This window comes from Pseudoalteromonas sp. BSi20311, assembly GCF_000239875.1.
Lineage (GTDB): Bacteria > Pseudomonadota > Gammaproteobacteria > Enterobacterales > Alteromonadaceae > Pseudoalteromonas.
Genome location: NZ_BADU01000046.1, coordinates 18,913 through 36,807, shown reverse-complemented (window position 1 = coordinate 36,807; position 17,895 = coordinate 18,913). Strand labels below are relative to the sequence as shown.

Annotated in this window: 18 protein-coding genes; 8 read left to right on the top strand and 10 right to left on the bottom strand. The window is 39.7% G+C overall.

Annotated features, from left to right (window positions below; all coding sequences use genetic code 11):
- The first annotated feature begins 359 nt into the window (after nucleotides 1–359).
- The 3 genes from P20311_RS04265 (at nucleotide 360) to P20311_RS04255 (ending at nucleotide 2,655) form a co-directional block, all read left to right on the top strand.
- Nucleotides 360–788 carry an aspartyl protease family protein gene (locus P20311_RS04265; protein ID WP_008110060.1) on the top strand — a complete coding sequence of 143 codons (429 nt, stop codon included), beginning with the start codon at nucleotides 360–362 and terminating at the stop codon, nucleotides 786–788.
- Nucleotides 789–1,075: 287 nt separating this feature from the next.
- Nucleotides 1,076–1,402: a YggL family protein gene (locus P20311_RS04260; RefSeq protein WP_008110058.1), complete on the top strand. Its 327-nt coding sequence runs from the start codon at nucleotides 1,076–1,078 to the stop codon at nucleotides 1,400–1,402.
- A gap of 329 nt (nucleotides 1,403–1,731) precedes the next feature.
- Complete coding sequence (locus P20311_RS04255; protein WP_008110056.1) at nucleotides 1,732–2,655, top strand: alpha/beta fold hydrolase; 924 nt, start codon at nucleotides 1,732–1,734, stop codon at nucleotides 2,653–2,655.
- Between the two features lie 4 nt (nucleotides 2,656–2,659).
- On the opposite strand, the gene P20311_RS04250 is transcribed toward P20311_RS04255, so the two are convergent.
- Nucleotides 2,660–3,841 carry a PQQ-dependent sugar dehydrogenase gene (locus P20311_RS04250; RefSeq protein WP_083830211.1) on the bottom strand — a complete coding sequence of 394 codons (1,182 nt, stop codon included), beginning with the start codon at nucleotides 3,839–3,841 and terminating at the stop codon, nucleotides 2,660–2,662.
- Here P20311_RS04250 and P20311_RS04245 point away from each other — a divergent pair.
- Nucleotides 3,826–4,287, top strand: coding sequence for a hypothetical protein (locus P20311_RS04245; protein WP_008110052.1), 462 nt, complete (start codon nucleotides 3,826–3,828; stop codon nucleotides 4,285–4,287). The two genes, P20311_RS04250 and P20311_RS04245, sit on opposite strands and share 16 nt — an antisense overlap.
- Before the next feature lie 81 nt (nucleotides 4,288–4,368).
- Here P20311_RS04245 and P20311_RS04240 read toward each other — a convergent pair whose 3' ends face one another.
- Nucleotides 4,369–5,568, bottom strand: a complete 1,200-nt coding sequence (locus tag P20311_RS04240) for an Nramp family divalent metal transporter (protein WP_008110050.1) — start codon at nucleotides 5,566–5,568, stop codon at nucleotides 4,369–4,371.
- A 421-nt stretch (nucleotides 5,569–5,989) separates the two neighbouring features.
- Here P20311_RS04240 and P20311_RS04235 point away from each other — a divergent pair, with 421 nt between their 5' ends.
- A complete protein-coding gene (locus P20311_RS04235; RefSeq protein WP_036933553.1) occupies nucleotides 5,990–7,039 on the top strand; it encodes an endonuclease/exonuclease/phosphatase family protein in 1,050 nt (349 codons plus the stop codon).
- A 52-nt stretch (nucleotides 7,040–7,091) separates the two neighbouring features.
- On the opposite strand, the gene P20311_RS04230 is transcribed toward P20311_RS04235, so the two are convergent.
- Nucleotides 7,092–8,255: a DUF3103 family protein gene (locus P20311_RS04230; protein WP_008110046.1), complete on the bottom strand. Its 1,164-nt coding sequence runs from the start codon at nucleotides 8,253–8,255 to the stop codon at nucleotides 7,092–7,094.
- A gap of 267 nt (nucleotides 8,256–8,522) precedes the next feature.
- Between P20311_RS04230 and P20311_RS04225 the strand changes: the two genes are divergently transcribed.
- Nucleotides 8,523–8,942 (top strand): MAPEG family protein, encoded by a 420-nt coding sequence (locus tag P20311_RS04225; protein ID WP_008110044.1) that lies wholly within the window; start codon nucleotides 8,523–8,525, stop codon nucleotides 8,940–8,942.
- A 52-nt stretch (nucleotides 8,943–8,994) separates the two neighbouring features.
- On the opposite strand, the gene yddG is transcribed toward P20311_RS04225, so the two are convergent.
- The 3 genes from yddG to P20311_RS04210 all read right to left on the bottom strand — a co-directional run bounded on the left by yddG (nucleotide 8,995) and on the right by P20311_RS04210 (nucleotide 12,493).
- Nucleotides 8,995–9,897: an aromatic amino acid DMT transporter YddG gene (yddG, locus tag P20311_RS04220; RefSeq protein ID WP_008110042.1), complete on the bottom strand. Its 903-nt coding sequence runs from the start codon at nucleotides 9,895–9,897 to the stop codon at nucleotides 8,995–8,997.
- Nucleotides 9,898–10,080: 183 nt separating this feature from the next.
- Nucleotides 10,081–11,928, bottom strand: a complete 1,848-nt coding sequence (locus P20311_RS04215; RefSeq protein WP_008110037.1) for an ABC transporter ATP-binding protein — start codon at nucleotides 11,926–11,928, stop codon at nucleotides 10,081–10,083.
- 109 nt (nucleotides 11,929–12,037) lie between these two features.
- Nucleotides 12,038–12,493: a phosphate-starvation-inducible PsiE family protein gene (locus P20311_RS04210; protein ID WP_008110035.1), complete on the bottom strand. Its 456-nt coding sequence runs from the start codon at nucleotides 12,491–12,493 to the stop codon at nucleotides 12,038–12,040.
- A 258-nt stretch (nucleotides 12,494–12,751) separates the two neighbouring features.
- On the opposite strand from P20311_RS04210, the gene P20311_RS04205 reads away from it, so the two are divergent.
- Complete coding sequence (locus P20311_RS04205; RefSeq protein ID WP_008110034.1) at nucleotides 12,752–14,146, top strand: M28 family peptidase; 1,395 nt, start codon at nucleotides 12,752–12,754, stop codon at nucleotides 14,144–14,146.
- A gap of 121 nt (nucleotides 14,147–14,267) precedes the next feature.
- Nucleotides 14,268–14,714, top strand: a complete 447-nt coding sequence (locus P20311_RS04200) for a DUF4826 family protein (protein WP_008110031.1) — start codon at nucleotides 14,268–14,270, stop codon at nucleotides 14,712–14,714.
- Between the two features lie 79 nt (nucleotides 14,715–14,793).
- Here the strand turns inward: P20311_RS04200 and P20311_RS04195 are convergent, their stop codons facing one another.
- From P20311_RS04195 to P20311_RS04180, 4 genes are read right to left on the bottom strand one after another with little or no spacing between them, the layout of a single operon-like run.
- Complete coding sequence (locus tag P20311_RS04195; RefSeq protein ID WP_008110029.1) at nucleotides 14,794–15,261, bottom strand: glycine zipper 2TM domain-containing protein; 468 nt, start codon at nucleotides 15,259–15,261, stop codon at nucleotides 14,794–14,796.
- Nucleotides 15,262–15,276: 15 nt separating this feature from the next.
- Nucleotides 15,277–15,897: a penicillin-binding protein activator LpoB gene (lpoB, locus tag P20311_RS04190; protein WP_008466598.1), complete on the bottom strand. Its 621-nt coding sequence runs from the start codon at nucleotides 15,895–15,897 to the stop codon at nucleotides 15,277–15,279.
- An 8-nt stretch (nucleotides 15,898–15,905) separates the two neighbouring features.
- The gene (locus tag P20311_RS04185; protein WP_008110025.1) at nucleotides 15,906–16,331 is read right to left on the bottom strand and encodes a YcfL family protein; all 426 of its coding nucleotides are present in this window, start codon (nucleotides 16,329–16,331) and stop codon (nucleotides 15,906–15,908) included.
- 8 nt (nucleotides 16,332–16,339) lie between these two features.
- Nucleotides 16,340–17,704: a COG3014 family protein gene (locus P20311_RS04180; protein ID WP_008110023.1), complete on the bottom strand. Its 1,365-nt coding sequence runs from the start codon at nucleotides 17,702–17,704 to the stop codon at nucleotides 16,340–16,342.
- Nucleotides 17,705–17,895 lie beyond the last annotated feature (191 nt).

Here is a 17,895-nt window from a genome sequence, read left to right as displayed (position 1 = left end):
AACAAGCTATTCAAGAGGGAAAATTTACAACTGACTGTTTTCACTCTGTTCAACATTTTAGAACCAATGGGGGGCAAATCTTGACTTCAGATATCAGAACTTAAATTCTTCAAAGCGGCTTAATTCAAGCCGCTATTGTGCTCTAAAAGCGCAGCGTCCCTTATCCTCTTTGTGAATTAATTTTGCTTTGCCAGCAGAGGTTTTGTGCGATTGGGGTCAGTTATTTTCAGCATATTTTAATTACGATATAGGCGTTAGTGAAAAGCCATTTGTTTACTTATTTATAAGGTGGGTTGTTTTCATAAGTGTTTGTAATATAGTGTCTATTAATCAACCTAAATATAGAATAAGGAACATTCATGGAATTAGTCAAAACCACAAGTTTGAAATTTGAAGTAACAGAAACAGGTCATCAAATTATTCAGGCTGAGATCAACGGACATAAAGTAAATTTAATTTTAGATACAGCGGCGGGTGCATCTGTTTTAGATAGGGCATGTATTAAAAAGCTTGGAATACAAGAAAAACTAAGTAAAGAAAATGCCGCAGGTTTAGGTACAGCCGACCACGAAATGGGCTTAATAGACGTTTTGAAATTTGAATTAGCAGGACAGTTTTTTGAAAGTACAGAGTTTGTTTCACTAAACCTTGACCATGTTCAGGTAGCCGGTGGTGACAATATAATACATGGGTTATTAGGCTCTCCATTTTTTAGAAAATACCAAGCTGTGTTAGATTTTGGTACTTACACACTGACAATTAGAGAGCCGTTAGCTGATTGTGAGTAATTAAAAACCAAAGGGGTCAAATCTTGACTTCAGACATCAGAACTTAAATTTCTTCAAACGGCTTAATTCACCCTTTTATTTTCCTCTAAAAGCGCAGCGTCTCTTATCCTCTTTGTGAATTAAGTTCTCCATTAATAAAAGCACTCGGGTAACAATTTAGCGAAGTTAGTTAAGTTTTAACTATATGTTAAATAGTAAGTTATCTTTGGCTTTTGCTCCTTTATAACTTATTCTAAGCCACTTCGTAGGCGGATTAATAAGTTGGCGTCATATACCAAAGGATATTTATGAGTACTAAAAGTAGACGATTACGCAAGAAGTTGTATTTAGATGAATTTGCTATTCTAGGTTTTGAATTTACTTGTAATTTAAATGCTACAGAAGCAGAGTTTGATTTATTGCTAGATGAGCTTTTAGAATTCATCGATAAAAGAAAACTTTGTATTGCTGGTGGAGGTGACTGTAAGTCATTTAGTGGTTTTATTTGTTCTGTTCATCGTTATGGTTCGGCGACTAATCAAGATAGAGCAGACGTTGAGCTTTGGTTAAAGTCTAAAGAAAACATTTCAAATATTGTTGTTAGTCAATTAGTTGATGCAAACTACGGAGTGTAATGATTTATTTAAAGATTATTTGGTTGAAGAACAGAATTAGCAAATCTTAACTCCACACATCAAAACTTAAATCTTATTGCGGCTTAATTTAAGTCGCTATTTTGCATATTAAGCACAGCGTTATAAGTCGGGTTGTCCCAAGTAAATCCATTATCTTTTTGTCGGATGGCGTGGCTTCGCCACTTATCCGACCTACGTTAAAAGGTAGGTTGGTTAAGCCCAAGGCGCCACCCAACAGAGTTCTAATTTAGGTGACACAAGCTAAGAAGTTAATTAAGGTAGTAACTTAGTTTATGTGTTTATAACCCTATAAAAGCGGCTAAATTGTCATGAATGTCATTAGTAACACGATTAGCAACACTACAATAATCACTGACTCATTAGCTTCTTGGCACAAGAACCAATCGACGTTTGAATTTCAAGGTCATGACATTGCATATCATGTGCAAGGCAAAGAGGACGCGCCGTGTTTATTACTGATCCATGGTTACCCAACCGCAAGTTGGGATTGGCATAATCAATGGCCTGAGCTCACTCAATATTTTAAGGTATTTACCCTCGATATGCTGGGCTTTGGTTTTAGTGATAAACCAAAAAACAGTCGCTACACCATTAGTATGCAAGCGGATTTACTGACTCATTTTTTAAAGCTGTTCAATGTAAAAGCAACGCATATTTTAAGCCACGATTACGGTGATACGGTAGCGCAGGAGCTACTTGCTAGAAGCAACTTAAATGAGCCATATGCCATAAAAATACAAAGCATCTGCTTTCTTAACGGCGGGTTATTTCCAGAAACACATAAACCGGTTCTATTGCAAAAGCTGTTACTTAGCCCCATAGGCTCTTTAGTGTCGCGACTTGCAAACTATAAAAGCTTTAAGCGTAATTTTGATAATATATGCGCTACGCCCCTTGCTGAAAAAGAGCTCAAGGAGTTGTGGCAGTTAATTGCATACAAACAGGGCAAGCCAGTCATGTCAAAACTGATTTATTACATCACAGAGTGTTACATCACAGAGCGTAAATTACATCGCGCTCGTTGGGTGAGCGCTTTACAACAAGCAGATGTACCCATGCGGTTAATTTGCGGTATGGACGACCCCGTTTCGGGTCGTCATATGGTTAAACGTTATCGCGAATTAATCATTAATCCAGATATTATTGAACTAGAAGGGGTAGGCCATTACCCGCAATTAGAACAACCAATTCAAATAACTCAGTCATTTTTTGAGTTTCATAATTTTAAATAAATGACTAATTTGGCGTTACCAGCATCAGCTTTGCCTCTTTGCCATCCGTTAATATCGCTACATTACCTTCAGCAGTAACAAATACATCTCTGAGCCTACCTGTAGCCTCTGGGAAAATATGCGACTGGGTGTATTCACCATCTGCTAAATTAACACTGTAGAGCTTTTTATCGACTAATGTAGTAATAAGCACGTGACGTTGCAGTGAAGGGAAGGCTGTATGCATAGAACCATAATATGCCATGCCTGATGGCGCAATTGAAGGCGTCCAATCTACGGTTGGTTTAGCCATTCCGGGGTAGTCTCTAAAGGGGGAAATACGTGCTTGTGAATAATCGTCGCCGTTAGTGATTACCGGCCAGCCGTAATTGGTGCCAGCTGTTAAATAGTTGAGCTCGTCGCCGCCTGCGGGGCCGTGTTCGTGACTAATAATTTGCTTGGTATCATCATCGTATACTAAACCTTGTAGGTTCCGATGGCCAAGTGAATAAATGGCATGCGCGTTAGAGTTTTCATGTTTAATAAACGGGTTATCGGTTGGAATAGTGCCATTTAAATTAATTCGTAGCACTTTACCTAATTGGCTGGTTATAACTTGTGCTTGCTCGCGGTAGTCAAAGCCATCACCACTTGAAAATAATAAGCTATTATCGGGCAGTACAAGCGCGCGGCCAGAGTAATGCTGCGGTGTGCCCTTATCGGTGGCAACTTTATAAATAATTTTTGGTGCTGAAAATTGCTCGCCATCAAACTTAGCTTTGGCAATAACGAGCCTGTTTGCATCAAGCTCACCTTGAGCATAAGTGAATATAATTTCTTTTGATTCACTGTAATTTGGCGAAAGCACGATATCGAGTAAACCGCCTTGCCCTGCAACGTACAAGCCCTCGAAATCTAGTTTAACACGGGTTTGTTGGTTGTTTTTAATGATGACAACATGGCCATCACGTTCGGTGATTAACCAGGTATTGTTTGGGAGTTTAACCATGCTCCAAGGTGAATTGAGACCTGTTGCTAATGTGCTGGTAGTGTATTGCTGTTTTGGGAGCTCGGCACTGGCGTTACACGAAAACACTAAAAGCGAGAGTAGCGTAATACAACGTAGAGATTGTTTACCCTGCAAGCCTTTGCTAGTGTAAGGAAAAAGTTTCATTTTAAGTTGAGATAACCATGCAGTTTTTAACACGTATACTCCCGTCATTTTTAGTTTCTTGGTTTCTTACATTCACTCTTGCTAGCTTGTTTCATAGCCAATACGTTGTCAATCAATTAGTTAATGTAGGTGTAGTGGTAGGATTTAATGATCGTGTTAATTTAACCTTTGATGATTGGCTCGGATTACTACCCACTTACGGCGCTATTATAGCCATTGCATTGAGTATTGCATTTTTAGTGACTTGGTTTATCGCGAAAAAGCTTAAAAATCAGGGGGTACAATTATTTGTAACTGCGGGTATTGTAGCGTTTGCAACAGCGTTAATTGCTATTGAATCTATTATGAATATTACTATTATTGCGGGTGCAAGAGGCTGGGGGTTTTATGCGCAATTATGTGCAGGTGCAGTAGGGGGTTATGTATTTGCAAAACTCATTAAGGCAAATAAGCAAAAGACAGAGCATCACGGTTTTTAAGTGAGTATTGGTTTGCAATGCAATGTAAAAAGCCGCTATTAATACAGCGGCTTTTGTGTGTTCATAAATCGCAGAGTAGTATTAAAAAATCAAACTAAAGAGCTTGTAACTACTTAGGCCAAAAATAAGTACCAACACTGGTAAAGTAAGTAGGTTTACCAATACTGAGTTAGTGTATTTACCCATTACTGTTTTTTGGTTAACCAGCCACACTAGGTAGGCGGTTACAATTGGCAATAGTAAACCATTAGCGGCTTGGGCAAAAATTATCACGGCAACAGGGTCTAAACCCAGTGAGGCCACCGCCGCACCAAATAATAAAATAACAATGGCAACGCTTTTAAAGCGAACGTTATCCATTTTATTTGACCAACCTAACATGCCACATACGGCGTAAGCGCCGGCAAGGGGAGCAGTTATTGCGCTGGTTAAACCTGCGGCAAATAAACCAATAGCAAAAAAGTAATGGGCGGCATCACCTAGTAAGGGTTCAAGCTGCACCGCCATATTAGCAGCGCTAATTTGCCCTGCATCTGTGCCATAAAATGCCACTGACGCGGTTGATAAAATAGCTAGCGTGATCACGCCACCTAAGGTGATAGACACGCCCGTATCTATATTGGTTTCTTTAATTACTTTTTGTTTGTCACTTTCGCTGTCGTGGCGAGCAGCCAGTACACCCGAATGCAAAAATAAGTTGTATGGCACTATGGTCGTACCTACCAATGCTAAGACTGTGGTGACTGAGCCCTCTGGCATGCTAGGAATAAAGCCTGCTAACACATCACTAAGCGAGGGAGCCGCCATAACAAGCGTAGAGATAAACACTAGGCTCATTAAAATCACTAGTAAAATAAGCGCATTTTCAACAACTTTGTGTTTACCGCTATAAAGTAGTATGGCACTTAAAAATGCAATCAGTGGCGTCCAAAGTTGGGCATTTACCTGAGGGAATATTTCAATTAATCCCATGCTGGCACCGCTTAAATTACCAGCCTCGTAGGCGGCACTGCCAACACCAATGGCGCTGATCACTAAAAATATAGCGAGAGATTTAAATAGGGGAGTTTCAATATGGGCTCTTAGTGCTTGTGCTAAGTCTTGCCCAGTGGCTACGCCTAGGCGCGCCGCCATAGATTGTAATAATATGGTGGCAATTACTGAAAATAGTAATGTCCATATTAGTGCAAAACCAAAGTTTGCACCCGCTACGCTCGCGGTGGTAATAGTCCCTGGTCCAATGAAGGCAGCGGTGACGAGTAGTCCTGGTCCTAATCGCATAGTTTGACCCTAATAGTGCTTTTTATATTGCTATTTAAAGTTACACCTAACGTTTGTTTAACGTGATGCCTGTAATATTGCTGCCACTTATACTAAGTGCCTTGCAGCATTAGCCGCCCCTTGGCTTTGCCTTTTTTGATAACCATATGTTAAAAAAGGTCGCGTAGCATACCAACTTGTATATAAATTTAAAGGGGATAGGTTTCGTTTGCTTAAACTTTAAACGATTTAATTGGTTTTAGTTGTTATCAAGCTTTGGCACTCAGCAAAAATCTTATATGATGTTGACAATAGCACACAATATAAACTTTCAAAGGCGACCATTATTAGTGACTGTAATACATCACCTTTAACTGATAACTCAGAACAATCCCCTGAGATGATGATAACCAATTCAACATTAAAAATAGCCACATTTAACCTGTTTAATTATATTGAGCCACCTAATGCTTATTATGAGTTTGAGCGGATATATACCGCAGAGCAATGGGCAAAAAAACAGCGCTGGATTATTGATTATTTAACCGAGCATCAGCCCGATGTAATTGGCTTTCAGGAAGTGTTTAGCATTGAGTCGCTTAGAGAATTAGTAAAGCAGCAAGGTTATGCGCACTTTGCTGTGGTGGATGAGCCACAGGTAATAGATGATTTTATTTATAAACGCCCCGTTGTGGCAATAGCAGCAAAATACCCCATCGTTGAAGTAGCAAGCGTTAAACACGACTATGAGCTTGCCAGTACTTTAGGTTTAACTGAAGATTTTGCCTTTAGCCGTAGAGTACTTAGAGCCACAATAAGTTTGCCGCATATCGGCAATACCGATTGCTATGTGGTGCATTTTAAATCTAAACGGCCATCAATTGAGATTGATGAAACTAATAAAGAACTAACCGCTGAAAAAAACATTATTGAAATTTTAAAAGCAAATGTAGCGGGTGGCTGGGGCTCAACTATTCAGCGCGGTAGTGAAGCAACATTGCTGATGATAGAAATGATAAGTCGTCGTGAGGCCACGCAACAGCCTATGATACTAATGGGAGATTTTAATAACGACCTAGCTGATGGCGTTTTAAGCCATTTACTAACCAATACACTGCGTTTTGCCCCCGCGTTTGATAGTAAAACCTACCTTGCAAAATATTGTCTTAACGATGCGTGGCAGTTGTTTACGAAGTTACACGATGATTGCGAGCTTGATGAAGTAGCTAATGAGTCAATACAAGGTATTACCGATAAAGATAATCGATGTTTAAAACCATTACGAAAAGCAACACATTACTTTGGCGCAAGCAGTTCAGTACTTGATTATATTTTGCTGTCTTGTGAGTTTGATTCTGGCTATGACGACAGTTTTTTTGAAGTAAGCGATTATCATACTTACGATCGTCATTTAATTAACCCCGAGTTTGAGCGCGACGATTTAAGTACCGATCACGGCGTTGTATGTATCACGCTTAAACTGCGGGAGTAATGATTAACTCACCACTGTTTAGTTACCAAGCCAAACAGTGGCGAGTCGCTATTTACTGACGAGGGTTAATCTCTAAAGGTGACAAGGTAATAGTAGCATTACTGCTGGCCCCTTTATATTCTTGATAGTCTTTGTTTTCAAATAGCGTGTAAAAAACATCAACATAATCATCATTATTGGTAAACCATTCATCAGGCATTGCTTTAAGCAATTCATTAGTAAGTTTAGGAATAATAGTATAGCCCTGTGCTTGTAAATCAGGGATACTTGCCATTACTTGCTCTGATATTTCTAATAATTTCATTGCTAAGGTTTTATAATTAGTGTTGTCATCTTGCTCCATTAAAAGCAAATCGACCGCTTGCCAACGATAACGTTGCCAATGAATTAAAACCTGATTAGGGCTGTAAGTGGTTTGGTCATGATCTAAATAAGGTAAATCAACAATATCTAATATTGGTTCATCTCTGCTAGGATTAATCCCCGTTACGATGGCATAAACTTCTGCCTTTCCTGAAATCCAAGGTTCTTTATCATCCTCTAAATGTATTTTTTTTAGCACGCTAGTTTGTAATGGCTGCTCATTACTTAATTGATTTTGTGGGCTAACCATGTTTTTGCTGAACTTGTTAGCAGACAAAATTCCTTTCATTACTGCAATACCCGCATCCTGTACTTTTTGTTGATCTAACTCCACAATAAAAACAGGTTGGGTTGGCATTTGGTCAACGCTCAGATAATGAATGTCACCAAACTGATCGAACGCTTCAATCTCGCTCCATTGGCTATCGTCACCAGCGGGTGCAAATGCGAATAAAGGGCTTTCTCCTTGTTGCCAATCAGTAAGCATGGACTCACTTGCCAAACGGACTTGTAACAAGCTTCCTGTATTGTTTGGTAAGCCTTTAAGTTGTTGTAAGGCGCTATTTGCCTGACTTATATTACGCTTTGTATGCCGTGCTACAGTTGATAACTGATCAGCATTTAAAACTAAGTTATATTTATTTACTGATTGTTTTAAATCAGCATTCAATACTGAATAATTAAGCGCTACTTGCTTTGCGAAATTACGCTTAATAGTTGCTACGTTTTTGTATTGAGCTTGCTGTACCAAGTTTTCTGCATTTTCAATATGAGCTTGAGCTGAAAAAGCAGGTACTGATATAAAGTTCAATAATGCCGCTGTAGCTAAAGATTTGGTTATTTTATTTTTCATACAAATTCCGCCGTTCCGTTTCTAGTAACACTATAAAACAATAATTAGAATAAATGCTCAAGTTAAATTTATAAAATACGTAATTAGTATTAATGTTGGCTTGCGGTTTGATATACATTACATAAACACCGTAATTTTTATATAAAGCAGGAATCTATTACAAAAAATGTATATTTTATAAAATAATTTATATACATATCAGTGGTTTAAATTTGGCTTAATAGTTGCTGTAACTATTACTCTAATAACAACACAAAGGAAAAAACAATGACCGATATTGCACATTCTGCGTTTGTAGCATTTTATTTATACTTAATTATGATGTTAGTTCAGTGGGCTGTGGCGACGTTTAGTAAGGCTAAACAGCCCGGTGCAGTGCCAGGAAAAATAGATAAAGAGCTATCTCATGAGAGCTTTATGTTTAGGGCTCATCGTACTTTTCATAACACCCTAGAAAACAGCGCGTTGTTTATAGGAACGGTTTTATTTGCTTTTGTGATGAATTACCACAGCTCGGTATTTGCAATATGTATTTGGGTATATGTGATTGCACGTTTAATTCATATGGCACTGTATTACGCAATTGCCACCGAGAAAAACCCCAGCCCGCGTAGTTACTTCTTTTTAATCAGTGTGATAGCAAACATTGTGATGTTAGTGCTGTTAGGACTGCGATTAGCCAGTTAAGTAAATGATTAAAGCGAAAAGCAGACAGCCTCTAGCTTTTCGCTTACATATTTTATTGGGCTGGCTTTGTTTTTCGGGTCACAATAAAACACATTAATGAGCCTAATGTCACTAACACAACGCCTTGCCAGAATGCGCTGGTGAGCGATACTGATAAGTAAATTGCAGCAAATAGTGTTGATAACACAGGGATAAAGTAAGACAAGGTGCCTAACAACACTAGGTTACCGCCAATGATTGCTTGGTTCCACAGTGCGTAACCTCCACCAATAACCACGCCTGCCAATACTAAGGTAAAGCTAGAATCTAGGCTAAACTCAAAGCTGGGTTCATTACTCAATCCGTAACTTATCCATAAAGAGATTGCCGTGGCTGCAAAAAATACACTAATGGCATTTTTACCCTCGCTAAGTTTTACCGTTACACTGCAATACACAGCCCAAATAAACGCCGCTGCAAACGCCATGGAGTAGGGTAATGGATTGTCACTAATATTAGCGGTTAATACTCCTACAGATAAACCACTATTACCTGCAATGCACCATGCAACCCCTAAAAACGCAATCAGTATGCTCGGGTAGACTAATACGCTTACTTTAATGCGGTTAACAATAATCGATAATAAAATGGTTAACGCTGGCCAAAGGTAGTTAATAATCGCCATTTCCAACGCTTGCTGGCGACTATTTGCAAAGCCAAGCGATAAAGCCAAACATATTTCGTAAATAACAAATAAGCTGCCACCAAAGACTAAATAGCGTTTTGGATAATTGCTTAGCTTTGGTACACCCATGACTAACATTAAAAAAATCGCACTGACGCTATAAATTAAAGCGGCACCGCCAATTGGGCTAAATAATTCTGATAAATCACGAATAAAGGCAGTTAAACTGCTCCAAAGTAAAATAGCGAGCACTCCATAAAGGGTGTATTTATGTTTGCTTAATAAAGACATGGTGAATTGCCTGATGAATGATAAAAAAGTCAGTCGCGAATGTGACATTATAAAAACAGTGAGGCAAGAGGTGGGCTATAAAATTCGACTAAAAGGCTATAAATAGCGTTTAAAATCAATAATAAAGTTAAATTTTAGTAAACAAGAGCAGGCCAAATGATGACCTACTCTGAGATGGTTTTTTTATTCAATACCAATAAAGCCGCCAGTTTGATGTGCCCACAGTGCAGCGTAAATGCCGCCTTGGGCAATTAACTCATCGTGACTGCCTTGCTCTACAACGCCACCTTCATCAAGCACAATAAGCCTGTCCATTTGTGCAATGGTTGATAATCGGTGTGCAATAGCAATAACCGTTTTGCCTGTCATTAAATCATCTAAGCTTGCTTGAATAGCTGCTTCTACCTCTGAGTCTAAAGCGCTGGTGGCTTCATCAAGTATAAGAATAGGCGCGTTTTTAAGTAACACCCGAGCAATCGCAATCCGCTGGCGTTGCCCGCCCGAGAGGGTTACTCCTCGTTCGCCCACTTGTGCCTCAAAGCCTTTATTGCCTTTGCTGTCTTCTAAATCGTTTATAAAATCGAGAGCTTTGGCTTGTTTGGTCGCATCGAGCATTTCCGCTTCGGTTGCATCAGGTCTGCCGTATAAGATGTTGTCTTTTACTGAGCGGTGCAGTAGTGAGGTGTCTTGGGTGACCATAGCGATATAGCGGCGAAGGCTTTCTTGGCTTACATCAGTTATATTTTGGCCATCAATACTAATACAGCCTTTGTCTGTATCGTAAAAACGTAGCAACAAGTTAACTAATGTGGATTTACCCGCGCCAGAGCGACCCACTAAGCCAATTTTTTCGCCCGGTTTAATATTTAAGTTTAAACCGTTAATTACTGGACCTCGGTTATTTTCATTAGCGGCTTTACCATAATTAAAGTGTACATTGTTAAAGTCGATTGAACCTTGAGTTACTTTTAAACTATCGGCTTTTGGCTTGTCATCAACCGCAATCGGGTTTGAAAGGGTGCGCATGCCATCGGCTACGGTACCAATGTTTTCAAATAAGCTGCTAATTTCCCACATGATCCATTGGGCCATACCATTAAGCCTTAACGACAAACTCAATGCTACTGCAATAGCCCCCGCACTAATGGCACTTAACGACCATAAATACAAAGACACTGCTGCCACCGAAAATACCAGTAAATAGTTCAAGCTTTGAATAACCACGTTAAGGCTGGTTACCAAACGCATTTGTTTATATACAGGCTGTAAAAATACATCCATGCTTTGTTTAGCATATTGCTCTTCGCGTTGAGTATAAGAAAACAGCTTAATGGTTGAAATATTGGTGTAGCTATCAACAATACGGCCAGTCATTTCTGAGCGTGCATCAGCTTGTGAGCTAGCAATGCTTTTTAACCGTGGTACAAAGTAAATTTGCACGCAAATATATAATGCTAACCACACTAATAACGGCAGCATTAAGCGCCAATCTGAGGCGGCTACTAAAAACACCATTGAGCCAAAATAAACGGCAATGTACATCAATACGTCAAGTAACTTAGTGACTGACTCACGCACGGCCAATGAGGTTTGCAGCACTTTAGTAGCTATTCTTCCGGCAAATTCATTTTGATAAAAGCTAACACTTTGGCGTAATAAATAACGGTGCGCTAACCAACGTATCGACATCGGATAGTTGCCCAGCAGTGCTTGGTGTAAAATAGCCGACCTAAAAAAGACTACCATGGGCATCACGACCAAGAGCATTAACCCCATCTTTATTAATTCGGATTGTTGCTGTGAAAATAGCTCGTTAGGGGTGTACTCGCCGAGCCAGTCAACCAGTTGCCCCATGTAACTAAATAAAGACACTTCTAAAATAGCTAATAATGCGGCACTGAGCGACATAAGCACTAACGACAGTTCCATGCCTTTGGTGTAATGGCGGCAAAAGGCAAATAAGGTATTAGGAGGCTGAGATGGAGAACGCTCCGGGAACGGTTTAGTCATCCGTTCAAATAATCGATACATATTAGAAGCTTATTAAGTATTTATAGAGGTATCCCACTATACCATTGTAAAGCGCAAAGGCGCAGTGGGAATGAGGTATTTAGCTGTTATCTTAAGTTAAGTTAACGATTTACAGTTTTGTATGACCGGTTTTATTTTTTACCAGCCAGTAAGATATACCTAAGGCTAAAGTCACTAATGCAAGGCCAATAATTTGCTCTGAGGTCACTAATTTTAAATCTAAAACAATAATTTTACGCGCCACAGCCATTAGTGCGGTGGCAATGACCAGCTCAACCGGAAGTGAACTGGAGCCTAAATATAAACGAATATTGGTAAATATTTCTACCGCAATAAGCACCACCATAAAAGCACCAAAGGTTTGCAGAATGTCTTCAATGTTTAATAAAAAGTAAGGGGGAGAGCTCAATCGCATATATAAAACATATACTACATCAGCAATACTCCAAAAAATAACTAGCACCATGAGCACCGCTAATATTTTAATAGCAAAGCGAATCGCATGATGTAAATACTGCATAAGCGGGTCAACATGATCCTCAGGTAATTCTTCGTGTTTCTTCATATTTTTACAGCACCTTATTATTTTTAAACTGGGTATATAAAATGATAGCTGATTAATCGTGTTTCTCTCTTTAATATACGTACAAAACAGCATAAGTGATTATTTTTATTAAACTAGAAACTGAGCAAGCGATAGCTAAACTAAGCGTGTTAATTAAATGTAATTTAACCTGAGGTTTTTAACGTCTATCTCAAATGCATTGCTGTATACCTGCAGAGCTGTCATTTTAAAAACATCAACAATAAGGATTAAACTGCTATGTCAATTTCACCTTTAAAGTTAGTTACTCGGATTATTAAGTATAGTGCGGTTGCATCTGTTTGTAGCGCGTCATTTTATAGTGTGGCTGCACAAACCACACAACAAGCATCATTGCACAATATTGCAGATCAAATTTCAGCGCAGCGTATTGGAGATGATATTCAAACGTTAGTGGATTTTGGTACCCGCCATACTTTATCTGAAACTAAATCGGATACCCGTGGTATTGGCGCGGCAAGACGCTGGATAAAAAAAGAATTTGAAGCAATTTCGGCACAGTGTGGTGGCTGTTTAGAGATACTAGAAGTAAAACAAACCATCTCGGGTGAAAAGCGCATTCCTGAACCCGTGGAAGTGGTTAACATAATTGCGATTCAGCGCGGTAACACCGATCCTAACCGTATGGTGATGATGTCGGGAGATATAGACTCACGCGTTAGTGATGTTATGGATTTTACTAGCGATTCACCTGGGGCAAACGATAATGCATCAGGGGTTGCCGGTGTGATTGAAGCGGCACGGGTGTTATCGCAATATACATTTAATGGCTCAGTGGTATATGCAGCACTCTCAGGTGAAGAGCAAGGTTTATTTGGCGGTAAAATTTTAACTGCTTATGCACAAAAAAATAACTGGCAGGTTCATGGTGTTTTAAATAACGACATGATTGGTAACATTACCGGCATTAATGGCGTAACCGATAACACCACTGCACGTATTTTTTCTGAAGGTACGCGTGTAGTTGAAACTAAGGAACAAGCCCGTACTCGTCGTTTTACTGGCGGCGAAGTTGACTCAGCGAGCCGTAATTTAGCGCGTTACATAGACACCATTGCTGATAAATACATTGAGAACTTAGATACCATGCTGGTATACAGACTCGACCGTTTTGCACGAGGCGGGCATCATCGTCCGTTTAATGATGCGGGTTTTGCGGCTGTGCGCATTATGGAAACCAACGAGCATTATGATCGCCAACATCAAGACCTGCGCATCGAAAATGGGGTAGTGTACGGTGATACTATTGATGGGGTGGATTTTGATTACGCCGCAAAACTTACCTCGTTAAATGCGGTAAGCCTTGCGTCAATGGCGTGGGCTCCTGCGCCACCAAAAGAGGTGAAAATTAGTGGTGCCGTACGCGCCAGTACCACTCTTTCTTGGCAGCCAACAGAGGATAAAAATGTAGCAGGCTATCGTATATACTGGCGATATACTAGTGAACCACAATGGCAATACAGTCAATGGGTTGATAAGGTCAGTGAATTTACCCTAAAAAATGTGGTTATTGATAACTACTATTTTGGAGTTGCTAGCGTGAATAAACAGGGTATTGAGTCGCCAGTGGTATTCCCAGGTGCTGTGGGTTCGTTTGATCACAACATAAAGTAAGTGTACTTTGCTTAAAAACCCAGCAAACAGCTGTGAATAAGGTGTTAAGCACGCTATTTATGCTTGCGCCTTATTTGTTATGCCCTTAAAGTGTAAACAAAGAAGTAAAAAGGTTATTAAAATGCAGCAACAAGAACAAAAACCATTAACACCAGAGCAGCAAGCTGAACTTCAGCAACAAGAAATTCAATGGCAGCGCGAATGTTTTCAAAATGCGCAAAAACATTTAGCTGAAAAAGGCATTATGCCTAAAACCTTGCTTGAAAAAGAAAGCCGTTTTTTAGCGCCTTTATGCGCGCTTTGGAAATTTAAAGCGCAAAACGGTAAAAGCTACTGGGTGATCACCGGTCGTTTACCAACTGATCACGCTGAAGCGTCTGCAGCAAAAGATGCACGTGATGCCATGCGTTATTTTTCATTGCAGTGGCAGTTAAAGGCCGACCAAATTATTACCGCGGGTGCACGAGATAAAACCCAAGCCGACTTTGCAAACTTACTTATAAACCGTGCTCATGGCTTATATGAAATGCATGAAAATGAGCAGCTTTGGGCAAAAGAACCAGCTTAAAAATAAGCGTAATTACCTTTAAAAAAACCTAACTTAGTTACCTAAGTTAGGTTTTTTCAGCTATGCCGTCAAAAGAATATTAATACGCGCTATCTACTCGCACCGTGTTATTGGTTAAGTAGATCAGGCGAACATTATCCCCTTGGTGAAAACGCATAGCGGGATCGTTGTCTTGTACCACCATAAATTGCTCACCACTTTCTACTTGTATCAGTAATTCAACGAGCTGTGTGTTTTCATAGCGCTGTGTTTGCTGCTGATTATGAGCAACGTTACCACCAATCACCGATCCTAAAATAGTCGCTACAGTTCGACCACTGCCGCCGCCAAACTGGTTACCAATAACACCGCCTAGTAAGGCACCGCCAAAGGTTTTCCAGCCGTTACTTTTGTCTTGTACTAATTGTTGCTCAGTAATAGTGCGAACCGACTTTACTTTACCAAATAGTACTTGCTGTACAGGAACGGCTTTATTGCGTTCGTACTTGGCAAACGTTGGGGTACTTACTACTAATAAAGCGCATAAAATTAAGCTAAGCGTTTTCATAATTCGCTCCTGTTATTACCAACCAAACGTTGATTTTTCACGCGTTTTACGAATTTCAGTTTCGTCAGCCCATTCAACAAGGCCGCTTTGCATATCCATTAAACGCATTGTAAATTTGTAGTACACATCGGCTTTATCTGCATTAGATTTAACAATGCTTGATAGGTTACCGTACAGCATATATTGCGCACCAATTTGCTTACCAAAAGCCACCGCAGTACTTGGGTTGACTAAGGCGTCTTCGTTTTGAAATGTAATTTGCTCACGAACCGCCTCTACACGGGTCATATCAACAAATCTAAATTTGCCGCTACGCAGTAATTGAGTAGAGATTGAGTCGGTGATTGATTCTGTATCTATGTGTTCACTGGTTTTATTTTTAATACGCTCTACAAATACCACAGGGCGTGTATTGGCGGTCATAGTACCAACCACAGGCGAACTAAGCAGAGAGTCGGTCATTTGCGAGGCAACTTTTTGTAAGTCAGTAGAGCCAAAGTTTATATCTGTGGTTTCTACGGCTTGGGCATCACCATAGCTGACAACCGCTTTGTTGGCACAGCCTGACAGTGTCAGTGCCGCTAGGCCTAAAATTGCATAACTAGACAGTGATTTAAATTGTTTATTGATCATCATGATTTCCTTTAATCTTTAAATTCTTGTGCGTCGGTTGAAACTTCTCTTACAGCTAATGAGAAAGTAACGGCATCAGAGCTAGGTGCTAGTCCTGCAAGCTGAGTTTTAGCAAAGCCAAATAATGTTAGGGCTTGCCACGGTGAGTGGTTGCCTTTAATAACAAAGCCATCTTTATCAAACCAGTTAAATTGATACTGTAAGTATTGCGACTTTTTATAGGTACTCGCTAAAGTAACCACTACATCGGTCAGGTTATTTGTTTGACGCGTTTTTACATCACTAATTAAAAGCTTTTTAGCTAATTGCGGGTTATTAACGTTGAGCTGCTCTTTGTAAGCGTCGGCAGTTTGCTCAACCCCAATACCTGAGGTTACAGGTCGGCTGCTACATGCGCTGAGCATAATTAACGCAATAACGGGAAGTATGTATTTCATGATGGCTCCTAAAGTTGCACTACATGGGAGTTAAAATAGTTATTAACAGAGGTTAGGTAGATTAACGTTAACCCTTGCTTACTAACGGTAAAATTTATTGGCGGTTGTGAGCCAACATTTAAAGTATGTTCGCCTGCTTTTACGGCACTGCGAGCAAGGCTGATCTGATTAGGCAGTGTAAGCCAACTGCGCGTATCTGCTTGCTCAGATGCAAGATTATATAAATTTGCTAAAATGTTCCCCACATCACCGGCACTGCGCGCAAGCTCTGCACGCATTTTTTCTTTAGCGACAAGGCGTAATATTTGCCTTGAAACACGTCCAGCTACTTGCTGCTCTAACGTTTTAGCAGCCAGTGCTTCTAAATGCACTAACGGACTTAATGCTAATACTTGATTATTAACTTTTATATTATTTACGGCGCTGCTGTAGGCCGTATTTATATAAACGGGCATTGCTAGGCTATAAAAGCGGGCATCTCCCTGCGAAGTATAAATAGGCAATCGCAACTTAAACTCGTGCTGTTTTGGTATCAGGCCTTGTTCAAATAATATAACTACTTCGCCTTGATTTTTATCTATGGCGTTTACTTCACCAAACTGTCGCTTAAATTGCTGGTAGTCATCCGCAAAACCTTGCTGCTTAGCAAGGCGCAATATATCTTGCTGTAAATAAGGATTGTTAGGTTGTATTTCGAGCGCTTTTTTATAGTCTATGTAGGCATCATCGCCTTGCTTTGCCGTTTCATATAACAACCCTGATAAGTAAAACGTGTACGCATTTTGAAAGCCATTTTTTACCGAGCGAATTAAATTATCCATATCTGGGTAGTGTTGCTGTGCTTGGGCAATGGCATTATCAAACTCGCTTTGATTATCAAGTAGTGCATCAACTTGTACTTTATTGGCACGGCGTACTTCAACTAACGCGCTCTCAATATCGCGTTTATAAACATAATTAAGTGCTTTGTAGCTATGCAACATACTCATTTCGTAAGCAGGGGGGATATAACCTATCGCTGAGTCGTTGGTTAACAGCGCATTACTTTGCTCAAGCCCTGCACTTACTTGTATTTGGGCTGCTTGGCGCTTAGCTTGCATTTGTTGGTAGACAGTTTCAAAATATGTTTGCGCACTGTCTGGGTTATTCGCTAAATCAGCAATACGGCCTTGCTCTAATTGGTTCAGTAAATAATTACTATGTGCTTTACTGTTGGTTTTTATAAGGGCGCGTGCATTTTCAATATTATTATTACTAATAGCTTGCCTAACAGGGGTGGTGTTTGTGGCATAATCATTAAACAGATCGTCAAAGCCTATAGTGCTGCAACCACTTACAATAAAGCAAAAACTGAAAATTAAAATGTGATGCACACGCACTCCTTTTATCTATCTTATAAGGTTAACACATGGCTTATAAATGTAGGTGTGAAAGATTGTAAAAAAGCGTAGTGTATAAACATAGATTAAAAACCCTTTATTATTAAAAAATAATCATGTTAACGTCTAAAGGTTAATAATTAACGTAACCGTGTCTAAAGCGGTGCTATTTTTTAGGTTAGGAA